Source organism: Streptomyces sp. NPDC096012, from assembly GCF_040426375.1.
Lineage (GTDB): Bacteria > Actinomycetota > Actinomycetes > Streptomycetales > Streptomycetaceae > Streptomyces.
Window position 1 is genome coordinate 349278 of record NZ_JBEOTD010000002.1, and the last position, 17061, is coordinate 366338.

The 17061-nt window shown below is 73.0% G+C and carries 14 protein-coding genes and 3 tRNA genes; 9 read left to right on the plus strand and 8 right to left on the minus strand.

Going from position 1 to position 17061, the window contains the following annotated elements; translation table 11 throughout:
* Positions 1 to 131 precede the first annotated feature (131 nt).
* The 4 genes from purD to ABVB68_RS04010 all read left to right on the plus strand — a co-directional run bounded on the left by purD (position 132) and on the right by ABVB68_RS04010 (position 6527).
* Complete coding sequence (gene purD, locus ABVB68_RS03995; RefSeq protein ID WP_353599420.1) at positions 132 to 1382, plus strand: phosphoribosylamine--glycine ligase; 1251 nt, start codon at positions 132 to 134, stop codon at positions 1380 to 1382.
* 306 nt (positions 1383 to 1688) lie between these two features.
* On the plus strand, positions 1689 to 3752 hold the full coding sequence (locus ABVB68_RS04000; protein WP_353599421.1) for a M48 family metalloprotease: 2064 nt from the start codon (positions 1689 to 1691) through the stop codon (positions 3750 to 3752).
* 281 nt (positions 3753 to 4033) lie between these two features.
* A complete protein-coding gene (locus ABVB68_RS04005; RefSeq protein WP_353599422.1) occupies positions 4034 to 5536 on the plus strand; it encodes a N,N-dimethylformamidase beta subunit family domain-containing protein in 1503 nt (500 codons plus the stop codon).
* 91 nt (positions 5537 to 5627) lie between these two features.
* Positions 5628 to 6527, plus strand: coding sequence for a phosphoribosylaminoimidazolesuccinocarboxamide synthase (locus tag ABVB68_RS04010; RefSeq protein ID WP_353599423.1), 900 nt, complete (start codon positions 5628 to 5630; stop codon positions 6525 to 6527).
* 161 nt (positions 6528 to 6688) lie between these two features.
* Here ABVB68_RS04010 and ABVB68_RS04015 read toward each other — a convergent pair.
* The 8 genes from ABVB68_RS04015 to ABVB68_RS04050 form a co-directional block, all read right to left on the minus strand.
* Positions 6689 to 6764: transfer RNA gene (locus tag ABVB68_RS04015), tRNA-Gly, on the minus strand.
* 23 nt (positions 6765 to 6787) lie between these two features.
* Entirely contained in the window at positions 6788 to 7402 is a 615-nt protein-coding gene (locus ABVB68_RS04020) for a response regulator (protein ID WP_353599424.1), read from the minus strand.
* Positions 7399 to 9021 (minus strand): sensor histidine kinase, encoded by a 1623-nt coding sequence (locus ABVB68_RS04025; RefSeq protein WP_353599425.1) that lies wholly within the window; start codon positions 9019 to 9021, stop codon positions 7399 to 7401. Before ABVB68_RS04025 ends, ABVB68_RS04020 begins: the two co-directional genes overlap by 4 nt.
* Before the next feature lie 18 nt (positions 9022 to 9039).
* Positions 9040 to 9795 (minus strand): ABC transporter permease, encoded by a 756-nt coding sequence (locus tag ABVB68_RS04030; protein ID WP_353599426.1) that lies wholly within the window; start codon positions 9793 to 9795, stop codon positions 9040 to 9042.
* Between the two features lie 428 nt (positions 9796 to 10223).
* Entirely contained in the window at positions 10224 to 11162 is a 939-nt protein-coding gene (locus tag ABVB68_RS04035) for an ABC transporter ATP-binding protein (protein WP_353599427.1), read from the minus strand.
* A gap of 127 nt (positions 11163 to 11289) precedes the next feature.
* Positions 11290 to 11362, minus strand: a tRNA-Gly gene (locus tag ABVB68_RS04040).
* A gap of 79 nt (positions 11363 to 11441) precedes the next feature.
* Positions 11442 to 11513, minus strand: a tRNA-Gly gene (locus ABVB68_RS04045).
* Positions 11514 to 11680: 167 nt separating this feature from the next.
* Positions 11681 to 11998, minus strand: a complete 318-nt coding sequence (locus ABVB68_RS04050) for a histone-like nucleoid-structuring protein Lsr2 (protein WP_145488531.1) — start codon at positions 11996 to 11998, stop codon at positions 11681 to 11683.
* Between the two features lie 310 nt (positions 11999 to 12308).
* On the opposite strand from ABVB68_RS04050, the gene purS reads away from it, so the two are divergent.
* From purS to ABVB68_RS04075, 5 genes are all read left to right on the plus strand, one after another.
* Positions 12309 to 12581, plus strand: a complete 273-nt coding sequence (gene purS / locus ABVB68_RS04055; protein WP_351016547.1) for a phosphoribosylformylglycinamidine synthase subunit PurS — start codon at positions 12309 to 12311, stop codon at positions 12579 to 12581.
* On the plus strand, positions 12578 to 13258 hold the full coding sequence (gene purQ, locus ABVB68_RS04060; protein WP_353599428.1) for a phosphoribosylformylglycinamidine synthase subunit PurQ: 681 nt from the start codon (positions 12578 to 12580) through the stop codon (positions 13256 to 13258). Before purS ends, purQ begins: the two co-directional genes overlap by 4 nt.
* Positions 13255 to 15513, plus strand: coding sequence for a phosphoribosylformylglycinamidine synthase subunit PurL (purL, locus tag ABVB68_RS04065; protein ID WP_353599429.1), 2259 nt, complete (start codon positions 13255 to 13257; stop codon positions 15511 to 15513). Before purQ ends, purL begins: the two co-directional genes overlap by 4 nt.
* 250 nt (positions 15514 to 15763) lie before the next feature.
* A complete protein-coding gene (locus ABVB68_RS04070) occupies positions 15764 to 16561 on the plus strand; it encodes a maleylpyruvate isomerase family mycothiol-dependent enzyme (protein WP_353599430.1) in 798 nt (265 codons plus the stop codon).
* 35 nt (positions 16562 to 16596) lie between these two features.
* Complete coding sequence (locus ABVB68_RS04075; RefSeq protein WP_353599431.1) at positions 16597 to 17049, plus strand: META domain-containing protein; 453 nt, start codon at positions 16597 to 16599, stop codon at positions 17047 to 17049.
* The last annotated feature ends 12 nt before the right edge of the window (positions 17050 to 17061 follow it).

The following is a 17061-nucleotide window of genomic DNA, read 5'->3' on the forward strand; positions in this document are numbered from 1 at the left end:
GCCCCCGGCCCCCGTAGGAGAAGCCGTCCAGGGCCCGAGCCGTGCGCGGCCCCGTCCACGGGCGCCTTTGTAGGAAAGCCCGAGAAACCCGGCCCCCGGCCTTCGGCGACCTTGCCAGTAGGCTGACCCCCGTGAAGGTCCTCGTCATCGGCAGCGGCGCCCGCGAACACGCCCTGTGCCGCTCCCTGTCCCTCGATCCCGACGTCACCGCGCTGTACTGCGCTCCCGGCAACGCCGGCATCGCCGAGGTCGCCGAGCTGCACCAGGTCGACGCGCTCGACGGCGCCGCGGTGGCCCGGCTGGCCACCGACCTCGGTGCCGATCTGGCCGTCGTCGGCCCGGAGGCCCCGCTGGTCGCCGGTGTGGCCGACGCCGTGCGCGCGGCGGGCATCCCGGTGTTCGGCCCGTCCGGAGAAGCCGCCCGGATCGAGGGCTCCAAGGCCTTCGCCAAGGACGTCATGGCCGCGGCCGCGGTGCCGACCGCCCGCTCCTACGTCTGCACCACCGCCGAGGAGGCCGCCCGCGCCCTCGACGCCTTCGGCGCCCCCTACGTCGTCAAGGACGACGGGCTCGCCGCCGGCAAGGGCGTCGTGGTGACCTCCGACCTGGAGGCCGCCAAGGCGCACGCCGCCGCGTGCGAGCGGGTGGTCGTCGAGGAGTTCCTCGACGGCCCCGAGGTGTCGCTGTTCGCCGTCACCGACGGCGAGACGGTCGTCCCGCTGCAGCCGGCCCAGGACTTCAAGCGCGCCCTGGACGGCGACGAGGGCCCGAACACCGGCGGCATGGGCGCGTACTCGCCGCTGCCGTGGGCCGACCCGAAGCTGGTGGACGAGGTGCGGCAGACCGTGCTGCAGCCGACCGTGGACGAGATGCGGCGCCGCGGCACCCCCTTCTCCGGGCTGCTCTACGCCGGGCTCGCGATCACCTCGCGCGGTGTCCGGGTGATCGAGTTCAACGCCCGTTTCGGTGACCCGGAGACCCAGGTCGTGCTGGCCCGCCTGCGGACGCCGCTGGCCGGTGTCCTGATGGCCGCCGCCACCGGTCACCTGGCCGATCTGGAGCCCCTGCGCTGGAGCGAGGAGGCGGCCGTCACCGTCGTCGTCGCCTCCCGCGACTACCCGGCGTCCCCCCGCACCGGCGACCCGATCACCGGCCTGGACGAGGTGGCCGCCGAGGACGCCCCGCACGCGTACGTGCTGCACGCCGGGACCCGGCGGGACGGCGACGCCGTCGTCAGCGCGGGTGGACGGGTGCTGTCCGTCACGGCCAGCGGCAAGGACCTCGCCGAGGCGCGCGAGCGGGCGTACCGGGCGGTGGGCCGGATCCGTCTGGACGGCTCGCAGCACCGCACCGACATCGCGGAGAAGGCGGCGCAGGCCTAGCGCGGCGACGCCGGCCGCGGCGCACCCAGGAAAGCGCCGGTCGCGCGCACCCTCGCACCCAGATCGGGCCCCGGACGGAATCCGGGGCCCGATCTTTGCTGTCTGTCACCCACCTCTGACCAAAGCCATTCCATCGAGTGAGCAATCCCCCATCCGGCTGACGGGGGCCGGGGCCCCAACTAGGGTGCCGCGCAAGCGTTCCGGCACTTGGCCCTCCGGCATTGCGATGTCAGTGGCGGGTGCCACAGTGGGGAGTGACAGGACCAGGACGGCACGGCATCGGCAGGGAGGGGGTGAGGTCGCCAGGTGAGTGGAATCGGTGTGGAGATGGGCGCGCAGGCCGCGCGTTCCCGGGCTCTGGCGGTGCTGCGGGTCCGGGCCCGGGCGCTGGCCGTGGCGCTGCTGCCCGCGGGCGTCGCGGTGATCCTGCTGGCCGGCGGCCCGACCGGCCATTTCGCCGGCGCGGGCTGGGACGCCGCCCGCTGGGTCGTCGGCGTTGTCGCCGTGCTGGTGCTGCTGGCCGCCGCCGGCATCTCCCTGGTCGTGGCCCGGGCCCGCCCCGCCGTGACACCCACGGTGCCGGTCCCGGAGGAGTCCGCCCCGGATCTGTACCGGATGGTGCGCGACCTCGCCGACCGTCTGGACGTGCCGGCGCCCTCGGCCATAGCGCTCACCCCGGACTGCGACAGCTGGCTGGAGGACCGCACCCACGCGGCCCACGGCCCGCCACCGCGCCCGGCACCCGACGAGATAGCGGGCCCGGGAGCGCGCTCCCAGGGCCGCACCCCGGTCGCGCCGGTCCTCGTCATCGGCTCTCCGTTCCTGTGGTGGATGCGGGTCGGCGAGCTGCGCGCGGTCCTCGCCCCGGTCATCGCGGGTACGGGCCCCTCGGCCCACCCCGACATAGCGGCCGCCCGCCGCTTCGTCCGCGGACTGGACGCCGCGGTGGCCGTCGCCTCGGCGTCCGGCGGGCACCCGCTGAGCCGTGGGTTCCGCGCGGTCCTCGGCTGGGTGGCCCGGCTGCTGCTGCGCGGCTGCCGGGAGCACGCCACGCTGATGGAGCGCGGAGTCGCGGCGGCGGCGGCCGAGCGGGCGCAGACGGTGGACTACGGCCTGCGGATCGTCGCCCAGGAGCAGGTCGGCCTCGCCTACGCGGGCTGGGACCGGCTGCTGACCAGGGTGGCGCTGCCCGCCTGGCGCATGGGCCGCTGGCCCTCCCGGCTGGACGCGGGCGTGGTGGCGGCGCTCACCGAGCTGTCCCGGCGCGACCGCCTGGCCGAGGGCTTCGCCTCCCGGCTCGGTGAGCGCCCCGCCTGCGACCTGCTGGAGGAGCCCGGCGTGATGGACGAGGCGGCCTCGCTGCTCGCCGCGCGCCTCTTCCACGGCGGCCCCGCCGAGACCGGCCCCGACTGGGCGCCGGTGGACTGGCAGGCGTATCCGGAGGAGGTGGTGGACCGCACCTGGCGCGCGAACGCCGCCCGTCTGCACCGCGTACTGGACTTCCTCGGCGTCCGCCCCTCCCTCGACCCCGCCGCCCCCGACCCCGGCGGCGCCACTCTGGCCCGCGTCCTGGACCACCTGACGGTTTCCGCCGAGACCGACGGCACACCCCCGGCACGCATCGCCACGCCCCCGCCGACCACCGGCCCGGAGGACACCGGCACCGGAAAAGGCACCCGGACGGGCACCGAGGACACGGCCACCGGGGTCGACGCCCCGATCACCGGCCCGGAGGACACGGCCACCGGCGCCCCCGACATGATCACCGGCACCGAGACCGCTATCACCGGCGCCGAAGACACGATCAGCGGCACCGAGACCGCGCTCACCGGCGCCGAAGACACGATCACCGGCACCGAGGCCGCGATCACCGGCACCGACGACGCGGTCCCCGCCACCACCACGACCGGCCTGACCGACCCGGCCGAGTCGTCCGACGCCTACGACGACGGCGAGGACCCCGATCCCGGGACCGAGCGCAGCGCCGTACTCGCCGCCGGTCTGAGCGCCGAGCTGGCCCGCGAGGAGGCCCTCGCGCCGAGCGCTGCGAGCACGGCCGGGCAGAGCCCCGGGAGCGCCCTCTGGGACGACTGCGGCCTGCCGCTGTTCCCGCTGCAGCCGCCCCGCACCGGCCGTGAGCTGCTCGCCGACCACGTCACGGCGATGGTGTGCTGCGCGGCCGTCGACACCGCCGGTGCGGCCCCGGCCCTGGACTGGCTGGACGGGCCGTCCCTGCTGCTGGGCGGCGAGCGCGCCGCCGACCTGACGCCGAGAGTCCTCAGCCTCATCGAGGACGGGGACCCCGGTCCGCTGCGCGACTGGCTGACCGCGTCCGGCATACGCGCGGAGAAGCCCGTACGCCTCGTGTGACCCGCTCAGGCGGCGCCCCGCGCGCTCCCACCCCGAACCGGCCCGACCGGACCGTCATACGGAGAGGCGACTTCCACTTCAGGTCAATTCGCAACGACTAGTGACCGGGCCCGTGCGTTATGTGATGTGCTGGGACCGACCACGCCTTTGGCAAAGGCGTGCGACATACGACACCAGGACCCGGGACATCGCCTCGACCGGGCGCACCGGGCCCGACGACCACCGAGCACGCCGAGCACCGCCGGGACAGGGACACGGGGGCACCAGGGAGGGGAGCGATCATGGCCTCGGATCACATCCGCCGTTGGGAGTCCGGAGCACTCGCGCACGCCGTCACGGACCCCTTCGGCCTGGGCCCGGTGCCCTGGCTGCGCGGCAGTGAGACCTATTTCGACGACACGGGACACGTCGTGCCCTGGTACGTCGACCCGAGCCCGCAGCCGCTGACCGCCGCCGGGGGCAGAGGGCGTATCCCGGCGCCGCGGTCGAGCGGCTCCGGACCCCGCTCGGCGGACGACGTGCACCGCCAGATCAAGGGCTTCGCCTCCACCGGTGCCGTCACGCCCGGCGAGGCGATCGACTTCCACATCACGGTCGACCCGCCGCAGGAGTTCAGCGTCGACATCTACCGGATCGGCCACTACGGCGGCGACGGCGCGGCCAAGATCACCACGAGTCCGCGCCTGTCCGGGATCGTCCAGCCCCGGCCGCTGACCGCCGACCGCACGGTGTCCTGCCACCACTGGTGGCTGTCCTGGCGCCTCCAGGTGCCCACCCACTGGAGCATCGGCGCCTACGTGGCCGTCCTGACCACCACCGACGGCTACCGCTCCCACGTGCCGTTCACGGTTCGCGACGACCACCCCGCGGACCTGCTCCTGCTGCTGCCCGACGTCACCTGGCAGGCGTACAACCTCTACCCGGAGGACGGCCACACCGGCGCCAGCCTCTACCACGCCTGGGACGATCAGGGCCGGCTGCTCGGCGAGGCGGACGCCGCCACCACGGTCTCCTTCGACCGCCCCTACGCGGGCGCGGGCCTGCCGCTGCACGTCGGCCACGCCTACGACTTCATCCGCTGGGCCGAGCGCTACGGCTACGACCTCGCCTACGCCGACGCCCGCGACCTGCACGCCGGCCGGGTCGACCCCAGCCGCTACCGGGGCCTGGTCTTCCCCGGGCACGACGAGTACTGGTCGGTGCCGATGCGCCGCGCCGTCGAGGACGCCCGGGACCGCGGCACCTCCCTGGTCTTCCTCTCCGCCAACACCATGTACTGGCAGGTGGAGCTGGGGCCCTCCCCCTCGGGCGTCCCGGACCGGCTGCTGACCTGCCGCAAGCGCAGGGGGCCGGGAAAGCCGGTGCTGTGGCGGGAGATCGACCGTCCCGAGCAGCAACTGGTCGGCATCCAGTACGCGGGCCGGGTGCCCGAGCCGCACCCGCTGATCGTCCGCAACGCCGGGCACTGGCTGTGGGAGGCGACCGGCGCGAAGGAGGGCGACGAGATCGAGGGCCTGGTCGCGGGCGAGGCCGACCGGTACTTCCCCCGCACCCCGCTGCCCGAGCACGACGAGCGCATCCTGCTCGCTCACTCCCCCTACAGCGACAACGACGGTGCCGTGCGCCACCAGGAGACCTCCCTCTACCGAGCCCCCTCCGGCGCCTGGGTGTTCGCCTCCGGCACCTTCGCCTGGTCCCCCGCCCTGGACCGCCCGGGTCATGTGGACCCCCGTATCCAGCGCGCCACGGCGAACCTGCTGGACCGCATCTGCAAGCGCGACTGACGGCCGGAGCCCCCGGCCGACCCCCTGGCCGAATCCGATCGCCCGCATAAGGGAGAATCGAGGCACTTGGACAGAACCACGGGGAGGAACCGTGTCCGGATTCGTAGAAAAGCCCGAGCCGATCCAGGTTCCGGGCCTGGTGCACCTGCACACCGGAAAGGTGCGCGACCTGTACCGGAACGAGGCGGGCGATCTCGTGATGGTCGCCAGCGACCGCATGTCCGCCTATGACTGGGTGCTGCCCACCGAGATCCCCGACAAGGGCCGCGTCCTCACCCGGCTCTCCCTGTGGTGGTTCGACCAGCTGCGCGACCTGGCGCCCAACCATGTGATCAGCACCGAGCTGCCGGAGGGCGCCCCGGCCGACTGGGCGGGCCGGACGCTGGTGTGCAAGTCGCTGCGGATGGTCCCGGTGGAGTGCGTGGCCCGCGGCTACCTCACCGGCTCCGGCCTGCTCGAGTACCAGGAGTCCCGGACCGTCTGCGGCCTCGCCCTCCCCGAAGGCCTCGTCGACGGCTCGCAGCTGCCCGCCCCGATCTTCACCCCGGCCACCAAGGCGGAGGTCGGCGAGCACGACGAGAACGTCTCCTACGAGGAGGTGGCCCGTCAGGTCGGTGCGGAGACCGCCGCCCAGCTGCGCCAGGCCACCCTCGCCGTGTACTCCCGCGCCCAGGACATCGCCCGGGACCGGGGGATCATCCTGGCCGACACCAAGTTCGAGTTCGGCTTCGACGGGGACACGCTGATCCTCGCCGACGAGGTGCTCACCCCGGACTCCTCCCGCTTCTGGCCGGCCGACCAGTGGCAGCCGGGCCGCGCGCAGCCGTCGTACGACAAGCAGTTCGTGCGGGACTGGCTGACCTCCGCCGAGTCCGGCTGGGACCGCAGGAGCGAGCAGCCCCCGCCGCCGCTGCCGCACAAGGTCGTGGAGGCGACGAGGGCGAAGTACGTGGAGGCGTACGAGCGGCTGACGGGCACCGGCTGGTCCTAGACGCCGGTCCCGCGGGACCGGGTCCTGGACGCCGGTCCCGGGCGACCGGTCCCGGGCACGGCCCAGGCAAGCGGTCCCGGGCACCGGCCCTGCGCAACGGGTTCCGGGCAATGGCCCCGGACATGGAAAAGGCCCCCGGTGGAACCGGGGGCCTTTCGCCGTGGAGCGGACGACGAGGCTCGAACTCGCGACCTCAACCTTGGCAAGGTTGCGCTCTACCAACTGAGCTACGTCCGCAGTGCGCCGTGGCGCGAGAGCAACTATACCCAACCGCGCTCCCGGGCGAGACGTACCGCCGCGTGACGGTTCTCCGCACCGAGCTTCGTGACGGCCGAGGAGAGGTAGTTCCGCACGGTCCCGGGGGACAGCGCGGCCCGCGCGGCGATCTCCGCGACCGGCGCCCCCTCGGCGGCCAGTTCCAGCACCTCGGCCTCCCGTGCGGTCAGCGGGGAGTCCCCGGCGGAGATCGCGTCGGCGGCCAACTCCGGGTCGACGTAACGGTTTCCCGCGTGCACGGTCCGGATGATCTCGGCGAGGCGCTGGGCGCTGACCGTCTTCGGGACGAATCCGCGCACACCGGCCGCGAGCGCTCGTTTCAGGTGTCCGGGCCGCCCGTGACCGGTGACGATCAGCACCTGGCAGCCGGGCAGTTCGGCGCGCAGCGATGTGGCGACGCTCACACCGTCGGCGCCCGGCATCTGGAGATCGAGCACGGCCACATCGGGCTCGTGCGCCCGGGCCATCGCGAGCGCCTCGGGTCCGCTCGCCGCCTCCGCGACGACCCGCAGATCGTCCTCCAGCGAGAGCAGCGCGGTCAGGGCGCCCCGGATCAGATGCTCGTCGTCGGCGAGCAACAGCCGTACGGGACCGGTCATGAGGAGACGTCCGTCACTTTCTTCCTCGCGAGCGGGACCTCGCCGCCACTCAGCGGCACCCGTGCGACGACCCGGAACCGGCCTTCGCCGACTGCCCCCGCCTCCAGACTGCCGTCCACGGCGGCCAGCCGTTCCCGCAGCCCGGCGAGCCCCGAGCCCCCGCCCGACCCGCCGCTCGTGCCGTCAACCGAGCCCCCGCCCGACCGTTCGCCTGGGCCATAGCCCGAGCCTTCGCTCGGCCCTTCTCCCGGGCCGTCACCCGGGCCCTCGCCCGAGCCCCCGCCCGACCGTTCGCCTGGGCCGTAGCCCGAGCCCCCGCCCGACCCTTCGCCCGGGCCGTCACCCGAGCCCTCGCCCGAGCCCCCGCCCGACCGTTCGCCTGGGCCGTAGCCCGAGCCCCCGCCCGACCCTTCGCCCGACCCGTCACCCGAGCCCCCGCCAGACCCTTCGCCCGACCCGTCGCCCCGGCCGCCGTCGCCGGGGCCGTCACCGCCCACGTCCGCCGCCCGGCCGGCCGCGGTGCCGCCGGGCCCGGCCACCCCGTCGTTCTCCACCGTCAGCACCACATGACCCTCTCGCATCCCTAGTCCCACCGTGCACCGGCTCGCGTCCCCGTGCCGCAGTACGTTGGTGGCCGCCTCGCGTACCACCCAGCCCAGCGCGGACTGCACCCGCGCGGGCAGCCCGGTGGTCTCGGCCCGGACCTCGCACTCGATACCGGCAGCCGTCAACACGCCCCGCGCACCCGCGAGTTCCGCCTCGAGGTCGGCCTCCCGGTAGCCGCGTACGACGGCTCGCACCTCCCGCTGGGACTCCTGGGCGATGCGCTGCACCTCGATCATCTGCTCCACGGCCTCCGGCCGCCCGCGCCGGGCCAGTTGTACGGCCAGCTCGCTCTTGAGGGAGATCACGGACAGGTTCCGGCCCAGCACGTCGTGCAGATCCCGCCCGAACCGCAGCCGCTCCTCGGCGACGGCGAGCCGGGCCTCGATCTCCCGGGCGCGTTCCGCCTCCCAGAGCACGGAGAGGGTCCAGGCGCCGCAGCGGGTGGCGATCAGGGCGAAGGCGGCGGCGAAGACGACGAACGCGCCGGCGGCGAGCACGCCGAGGCCGCTCGGGCGGACGGCCGCGAACGCGGCCGCGATCAGCGCCACGAGCACGGCGGACCGGCGCAGGAACACCCGGATGGGGACGAGGAGGGCGTACGGAAGCGCGAGCGGCAGGAGTGCGGCGGCGACCGCGAGCCGGATGCCGGCCGGTTCGGCTCCGTCGACGGCCGCGAGCGCCAGGGTCGGCGCGAGCGCGAGACCGAACAGGCACACGGCGGGGCGCAGGGCGCGCGCCGGCAGTTCGGCGCGGCCGAGGTAGTGGTCGAGCGCCGGCCGCAGCAGCCGGCCCGCGGCCGCGCACTGCAGCAGGCTCACGGCGACCATCAGGCCGCCGAGCGCCAACGGCGCGGGACGCCGGTCCAGCCCGCCGACGAGCGGCAGCATCAGCCAGCCCAGTGAGAACGTCCAGATGCTGACGTGCCAGGTGAGCAGGGTCTGCAGTTCCACCCGCTCGGCCTTGCTCCGCTCCCGCCAGTGCCGCCGCTGCCACCGCCGTACCCGCTCCAGCATCCGCGCGTACCCCCTTCCTCAGCGCCGCGGCTCCCACCGGAACCACCGGCGTACAGCAAACACCGCCACGATCGTCCAGACCAGCGCGGTCACGAGCGCGCCCAGCGTCTCGAAGGCGCTCAACCGGCCCGTCCAGCCGGCCCGGACGAGCAGGATCGCGGGGGACAGCGGCAGGAGCCGGCAGACGGAGGCGAACCGGTCCCCCATGACCTCGGTGGGCACCGTGATCCCGGAGCCGGCCATGGACACGAACACCAGAGGCAGCGCGGTCACCTGGGCGCTCTCCACGGTGCGGGTGAAGGACGCGGTGAGCGCGGCGAGCGCGGCACTGATCACGAGCCCGGCGAGCAGCCCGGGCACCAGCAGGTACGGCGCCCTCGGCGCGCCGGTGTGCAGCAGTGCGGCGCAGCCGGCGCACAGGACGACGGCCTGGGCGAGGCCTGTGACGACCGCGGGCAGCGCGGTGCCGGCGAGGATCTCGGGGTCGGAGAGTTCGCCTGTGCGCAGCCGCTTGAGGACCAGTTCCTCGCGGCGGGCGACGTACGCGCCGACCAGAGAGGTGTAGACGGCGAAGAGGAAGGAGAAGCCGATCGCGGCCGTCAGCAGGGTCGTGCCGACGCTCAGCCCCTCCTTCGCCAGATCCAGCCGGTCGAGAGCGGGCCGGATGCTGAACGGCAGCGCGAGCGGCATGACGAGCGCCGTGAACAGGGCCCCGCGATTGCGCCCGAGAAGCGTCAACTCGGCCCGGGCCAGCCCCCGAACCCGCCGCCACACCCCCCGGCTCCCCCCGATACGCCCACTCGCGTCCGCGCGCCCGCTCCTCCCCGCGTTCCCGCTCCTCCCCGCGCGCCCGCTCCTCCCCGCGTTCCCGCTCCTCCCCGCGCGCCCGCTCCTCCCCGCGTTCCCGGTGCCGCCCACGCGCCCGGTGCCGCCCAAGGGACCGGTGCTGCCCACGCGCCCGGTGCCGCCCAAGGGATCGGTGACGCCCACGCGCCCGGTGCCGCCCAAGGGACCGGTGCTGCCCACGCGTCCGGTGCCGCCCAAGGGACCGGTGCCGCCCACGCGTCCGGCGGTGCTCGCGCCTCCGCTCCCGTCCGCGTGACCACTCCCCTTCGCGCGCCTGCTGCCGTCCGACCCGTCCGTGCCGGCGTTCGCCGTGGGCTCTGGGCGCATGGTCCGGCCCCCCTTCCGCTCGATTCCGGTCATGCCGCCGTCTCCCGCTCCCGGGCGATGCCGAGGAACGCCTCCTCCAGTGAGGCCGACCGCAGGTCCAGGCCGCGCAGTTCGACGCCGGTCCGCTCGGCCCAGGTCAGCACCCCGGTGGCGGTGCGCTGCAGGTGTGTCGTGCGCAGCCGCACGACCTGGCCGTCGCTCTCGTGCCCGCAGACGCCGAGTTCGGGGAGGGAGGGCAGGTCGCCGAGGAAGTAGCCGGCGGGCAGTTCGAAGGTCATCCGCGCGGGGCGGCCGGCGGTGACCTCGGCCGGGGTGCCGGACGCGGCGATGCGGCCCTCGTGCAGGATGGCCAGCCGGTCGGCGAGGTGCTCGGCCTCCTCCAGGTAGTGCGTGGTGAGCAGCACGGTCGTACCGGCGTCTCGCAGCGCCCGCACCAACTGCCAGGCGTCCCGGCGGCCTTCCGCGTCGAGGCCGGTCGTCGGCTCGTCGAGGAAGAGCACCTCGGGGTCGCCGAGCAGGGCGAGCGCCAGGTCCAGGCGGCGCCGCTCCCCGCCGGACAGCTGCTTGACCCGCACCCTGTGCTTGTCCGCGAGCCCCACCAGCCCCAGTGCCTCCGCCTGCGGCCGTGCCCCGCTCGTGCAGGCCGCCCACATGCGGGCGGTCTCGGCGACGGTCAGTTCGGAGGGGAAGCCGCCTTCCTGGAGCATCACACCGGTGCGGGGGCGTACGGCGGCGCGCTCCAGGCAGGGGTCGTGGCCGAGGATCCGGACCCGGCCCCCGGCCGGTGCGGCGAGCCCCTCCAGCAGTTCCAGCGTGGACGTCTTGCCGGCGCCGTTGGTGCCCAGCAGGGCGAAGATCTCCCCGCGTGCCACGGGGAAGGTGATGCCGCGTACCGCTTCGAACCCGTCCCCGTAGACACGTTCGAGGCCGGTGACCTCGATCACGTGCTCGTGTTCGTCGTTGTCCATGCGTCCAGCGTCCCGGCGCCCAGGGCGGCGGGGCAGTGCGCGGTGTCATCGCCCGGCATGACAAATGTCAGAGTGGCGCGGGGCATACGAAAAGACCCCGGTCCAGTGGACCGGGGTCTCATTCCCGAGCGGACGACGAGGCTCGAACTCGCGACCTCAACCTTGGCAAGGTTGCGCTCTACCAACTGAGCTACGTCCGCACTGCCTCCGACCGGCTCCCACCGATCGGTGCGAGCACCAGCCTACCTGATCCACAAGGGTGGTCATGACCGGTGCCAGAGCGGGTGACAGGAATTGCACACTGCGCCTTCCCCCTGGAAGGGGGATGTTCTACTACTGAACTACACCCGCACGATCCTCGGGATCCGGCCCTGCGGCCTCGCCCCTCGGCGTGTCCCAGACATTAGCTGATCGGCAGGGGGGTAGCGCAAGTCGGTTCCCCGAAGGCTCCCAAATGCCCCAAGTGCACGGCCCCCGGGGCTCGCTGACGGAGCCCCGGGAACCGCCCCTTCGCGGGCTCACTGGGCGGAGCTGAACGCCTCGTAGACCTTCTTGGGGATGCGCCCGCGGGCCGGCACGTCCATCTTGTTGGCCTGGGCCCAGGCCCGGACGGCCGCCGGGTCGGGGGCGACCTCCGTCTGCTTGTACGCCTTGCCGGACCGTGACCGCTTGCGGCCGGCCTCCACGTAGGGCGCGAGCGCCTTGCGCAGTTTCTTGGCGTTGGTTTCGTTCAGGTCGATCTCGTACGACTTGCCGTCGAGTCCGAAGGCGATCGTTTCCGCCGCTTCCGAGCCGTCGATGTCGTCAAAGAGAGTGACCACGACCTTTTGCGCCACGAATATCGGTCCCTTCGTGCGGCACGTCGATACAGCTCAACGGCGATGACGTGCCGAGTATCGGCTATTGCCAATTCATTTGTACAGTGCCCGGCAATGCAAAGTGAAGCCCGACTAAATCCGTCCGCGTGTCCGGGCGCAATAGGGGTCGCGGACGGTCTCCCGAACTTTCCCAGAACTTTTCACGGCGGTCCGGCTTCGACACCCTATCGTGATGCGCCTCACGTAGTTTCCTACAACTCTACCCGCGTAGAAATTTTGTACGGGTAGTCTGAAGGAACCTGCTCAGCACCACACACCGGGAGTGCCAGTGGCACGCGTCGTAGTCGACGTCATGCTCAAGCCGGAGATCCTCGACCCCCAGGGCCAGGCGGTCCAGCGTGCGCTGCCGCGCCTGGGTTTCGAGGGGATCTCGGACGTACGTCAGGGAAAGCGTTTCGAACTGCAAGTCGACGGGCCGGTCGACGAGGCCGCACTCGCCCGCATCCACGATCTTGCGGAATCCTTCCTCGCCAACACGGTGATCGAGGACTTCACCGTCAAGGTGGAAGAGGCGGCGGAAGTCGCGGAGGCCGCGAAGTGACCGCTCGTATTGGCGTCGTCACTTTCCCGGGCAGCCTCGACGACCGGGACACGCAGCGCGCGATCCGTATCGCCGGCGCCGAACCCGTCGCCCTCTGGCACAAGGACAAGGACCTCAAGCAGGTCGACGCCGTCGTGCTGTGCGGTGGATTCTCCTACGGTGACTACCTGCGGGCCGGTGCCATCGCCCGTTTCTCGCCGGTGATGGACCCGATCGTCGAGCAGGCGAAGGCCGGACTGCCGGTCCTCGGTATCTGCAACGGCTTCCAGATCCTCACCGAGGCCCACCTCCTCCCGGGCGCGATGCTCGGCAACGACCACCTCCACTTCATCTGCCGCGACCAGAGGCTGCGGGTGGAGAACGCGGAGACCTCCTGGACCGGCGACTACCGCGCGGGCCAGGAGATCCACATCCCGCTGAAGAACATGGACGGCCGGTACGTCGCCGACGACCACACACTGGACATGCTGGAAGCCGAGGGCCGGGTCGCGTTCCGGTACGTGGGCTTCAATCCGAACGGCTCGCTGCGGGACATCGCCGGCATCACCAACGAGGCGGGCAACGTCGTCGGCCTCATGCCGCACCCGGAGCACGCCGTCGAGCCGCTGATCGGTACGGGCCGTACCGACGGCCTGCCCTTCTTCACCTCGATCCTCAAGAAGCTGGTCAACGCATGAGCCGGACGCCTCTGGACACGGTCGAGCACGCGGCCGCGACCCCCGACGTCGAGCTGCCCTGGGCCGAACTCGGCCTGAAGAAGGACGAGTACGAGCGGGTGGTGGACATCCTCGGCCGCCGCCCGACCGGCGCCGAACTCGCCATGTACTCGGTCATGTGGTCCGAGCACTGCTCGTACAAGTCCTCCAAGGTGCACCTGCGCCAGTTCGGCGAGAAGGCGCCGCAGAGCGACGCGCTGCTCGTCGGCATCGGCGAGAACGCCGGTGTGGTGGACGTCGGCCAGGGCTACGCGGTCACCTTCAAGGTGGAGTCGCACAACCACCCGTCCTACGTGGAGCCCTACCAGGGCGCGGCCACCGGCGTCGGCGGCATCGTCCGCGACATCATCGCGATGGGCGCGCGCCCGGTCGCGGTCGTGGACCCGCTGCGCTTCGGCGCCGCCGACCACCCCGACACCAAGCGCGTCCTGCCGGGCGTCGTCGCGGGCATCGGCGGCTACGGCAACTGCCTGGGCCTGCCCAACATCGGCGGCGAGGTCGTCTTCGACGCCTGCTACCAGGGCAACCCGCTGGTCAACGCCGGTGCCATCGGCGTGATGCGGCACGAGGACATCCACCTCGCCAAGGCCTCCGGCGCCGGCAACAAGGTCATCCTGTACGGCGCCCGGACCGGCGGCGACGGCATCGGCGGGGCGTCGATCCTCGCCTCCGAGACCTTCGACGACGCCAAGCCCTCGAAGCGTCCCGCCGTCCAGGTCGGCGACCCCTTCCAGGAGAAGCTCCTCATCGAGTGCACCCTGGAGGCCTTCAGGGAGAAGCTGGTCGTCGGCATCCAGGACCTCGGTGCCGCCGGCCTCTCCTGCGCCACCTCCGAGCTGGCCTCGAACGGCTCCGGCGGCATGCGCGTCACGCTGGACGACGTCCCGCTGCGCGACTCGACGCTGTCTCCTGAGGAGATCCTCATGAGCGAGTCGCAGGAGCGCATGTGCGCGGTCGTGGAGCCGGAGAAGGTCGACCGCTTCCTGGAGATCTGCGAGAAGTGGGACGTCATCGCCACCGTCATCGGTGAGGTCACCGACGGCGACCGGCTGGAGATCTTCTGGCACGGCGGCAAGATCGTCGACGTCGACCCGCGCACGGTCGCCCACGACGGCCCCGTCTACGAGCGCCCGTACGCCCGCCCCGAGTGGCAGGACGCCCTCCAGGCCGACGACGCGAACAAGCTGCCCCGCCCGGCGACGGGCGAGGAGCTGAAGGACCAGGTCCTGAGGCTGGTGGCCTCCCCCAACCAGGCCTCCAAGAAGTGGATCACCTCGCAGTACGACCACTTCGTGCAGGGCAACACCGTCCTCGCCCAGCCGGAGGACTCCGGCATGATCCGCGTGGACGAGGAGAGCGGTCTCGGCGTCGCCATCGCGACGGACGGCAACGGCCGGTTCGCCAAGCTGGACCCGTACACGGGCGCCCAGCTCGCCCTGGCCGAGGCGTACCGGAACGTCGCCACGACCGGCGCCCGGCCGCTGGCCGTCTCCGACTGCCTGAACTTCGGCTCGCCCGAGGACCCGGCGGTGATGTGGCAGTTCGCCGAGGCCGTGCGCGGTCTGGCCGACGGCTGCCTGCAACTGGGCACCCCGGTGACCGGCGGCAACGTCTCGCTCTACAACCAGACGGGCGAGGCCGCCATCCACCCGACCCCGGTGGTCGCCGTCCTCGGTGTCATCGACGACGTGGCCCGCCGCACGCCGGTCGCCTTCCAGGAGGAGGGCCAGCTGCTCTACCTCCTCGGCGACACGCGTGAGGAGTTCGGCGGCTCGGCCTGGTCCCAGGTCGTCCACGACCACCTCGGCGGCCTGCCCCCGCGGGTCGACCTGGAGCGGGAGCGGCTGCTGGGCGAGATCCTGATCTCCGCCTCCCGCGACGGCATGATCGACTCCGCGCACGACCTGTCCGACGGCGGCCTGGTCCAGGCGGTCGTGGAGTCCGCGCTGCTCGGCGGCAAGGGCGCGCGGCTGATCGTCCCGGACGGTCTGGACGCGTTCACCTTCCTGTTCTCCGAGTCGGCCGGGCGCGCGATCGTCGCCGTGCCGCGCTCGGAGGAAGTCCGCTTCAACGACATGTGCGGTGCGCGCGGCCTGCCGGCCACCCGCATCGGTGTCGTGGACGGCGACCACGTCGAGGTCCAGGGCGAGTTCGCCCTCTCCCTCGCCGATCTGCGCGAGGCCCACGAGGGGACGATCCCGGCGCTGCTCGCGTAGGCACCGCCCGCCGTGCGAAGGCCCTGTCCGCGACGCCGGACAGGGCCTTCGCCGGTGCCGAACTCCGGCCCGCGATAACGAAGTCGCGGAGAACCGGTGCGCGCACCGGGCGCGGATGATCGGCGGACGGCGGGGGAGGGCGTGGGCTTCCGCGGCGAACGCGGTCTGGGGCGCGGGCCGTTGCCCCGCCCCGACGCGGTCCGCGGACCAGCCGGTGAAGGACCCCCCCTGCGGGCATAAGGTCGTTCTCATGCCACCGGCCAAGAAGCGTGCCCGCAGCTACGACCCCGCCAGGACCCGCGCCGCGGTCCTCGCCCAGTTCGGAAACGTCCGGGAGGCCGTCCGCGGCCTCACCCCCGAGCAGCTCGCGCTGCCCACCCGGCTCGGCGACTGGACCGTCCAGGAACTGATCGCGCACTTCGGCATGGCGCTCACCGCCGTCCACCGCGCACTGGACCGTCCGGCCCCGCCCCGGCAGGACGTCACGGTGGCCGAGTGGCCCTTCGCCACCGCCGCCGCCGCGGCCGCCATCGACGAGTTCACCCGGGACCTCGCCGCCGGCCGCTCCGACCTCACCGCCTACCTCGCCGACGTCGAGGCCGGCCTGCGCGCGCTGCTCACCGAGCACCCCGGCGGCCGGCTGCTTGAGACCAACGCGGGGGCGCTGCCGCTGGACGACTACCTCGTCACCCGGACCGTCGAACTCGTCGTCCACACCGACGATCTGAACGCCGCCGTCGAGGGGCTGGAGGTCCCGTACGACCGCCAGGCCCTGGCCGCCGCCACCCGGCTGCTCGCCGACGCCCTCGCCGTGAAGGCGCCCGGCGGCTCCACCGAGGTGCGCGTGCCGCCGTACGCCGTCGTGCAGTGCGTCGAGGGGCCCCGGCACACCCGCGGCACCCCGCCCAACGTCGTGGAGACCGACCCGCTGACCTGGGTGCGGCTCGCCACCGGCCGGGTGGCCTGGAAGGACGCCGTGGCGCAGGCGAAGCTCAGCGCGAGCGGGGAGCGGGCGGACATCGGGGATCTGCTGCCGCTGATGGCGTAGCGGAACCGGTCGTACCGCCGGTCCGTCGAACCCGTATGAACCGGTACAAGCAGCGCATGACCCTGGTGGTGGCCGCCGTGCTCGTCCCGTTCGCGGTGGCCTGTGGCAGTGGGAAGGCGGAGAGTGGTGCGGTGAGCGTCCAGCAGTCGGTGACCGGGATCGACTGGCGGGTCGACGACGTCACCGCCGGCGGTACCACCCGGCACGCCCCCGCCACCGCCCGCCTGCGCATCGACGAGGACGGCAGGGCGGCCGGGAATCTCGGCTGCAACCAGTTCAGCGCCCGGGCCACCGTGCACGGCGACCGGATCACCTTCGGTGCCCTGCGGACGACCAGGATGGCCTGCGCGCCGGACCGGATGGACTTCGAGCGCACCCTCGCCCGGATCCTGACCACCGGCACGCTCGTCGCCAAGGCCGACAAGGCGAAGCTGACCCTCACCGACGGCGACGGTGACCGCGTCCACCTCAGCCGCGCACCCGATTGATGTGCGACACCT

Bases quoted from the DNA above. Each gene is read 5' to 3' on its own strand.
- ABVB68_RS04005 (WP_353599422.1), top strand. From the start codon at position 4,034: ATGGCCTCGGATCACATCCGCCGTTGGGAGTCCGGAGCACTCGCGCAC.
- ABVB68_RS04020 (WP_353599424.1), bottom strand. From the start codon at position 7,402: ATGACCGGTCCCGTACGGCTGTTGCTCGCCGACGACGAGCATCTGATC.
- ABVB68_RS04025 (WP_353599425.1), bottom strand. From the start codon at position 9,021: ATGCTGGAGCGGGTACGGCGGTGGCAGCGGCGGCACTGGCGGGAGCGG.
- ABVB68_RS04035 (WP_353599427.1), bottom strand. From the start codon at position 11,162: ATGGACAACGACGAACACGAGCACGTGATCGAGGTCACCGGCCTCGAA.
- purL (WP_353599429.1), top strand. From the start codon at position 13,255: ATGAGCCGGACGCCTCTGGACACGGTCGAGCACGCGGCCGCGACCCCC.
- ABVB68_RS04070 (WP_353599430.1), top strand. From the start codon at position 15,764: ATGCCACCGGCCAAGAAGCGTGCCCGCAGCTACGACCCCGCCAGGACC.
- ABVB68_RS04075 (WP_353599431.1), top strand. From the start codon at position 16,597: ATGAACCGGTACAAGCAGCGCATGACCCTGGTGGTGGCCGCCGTGCTC.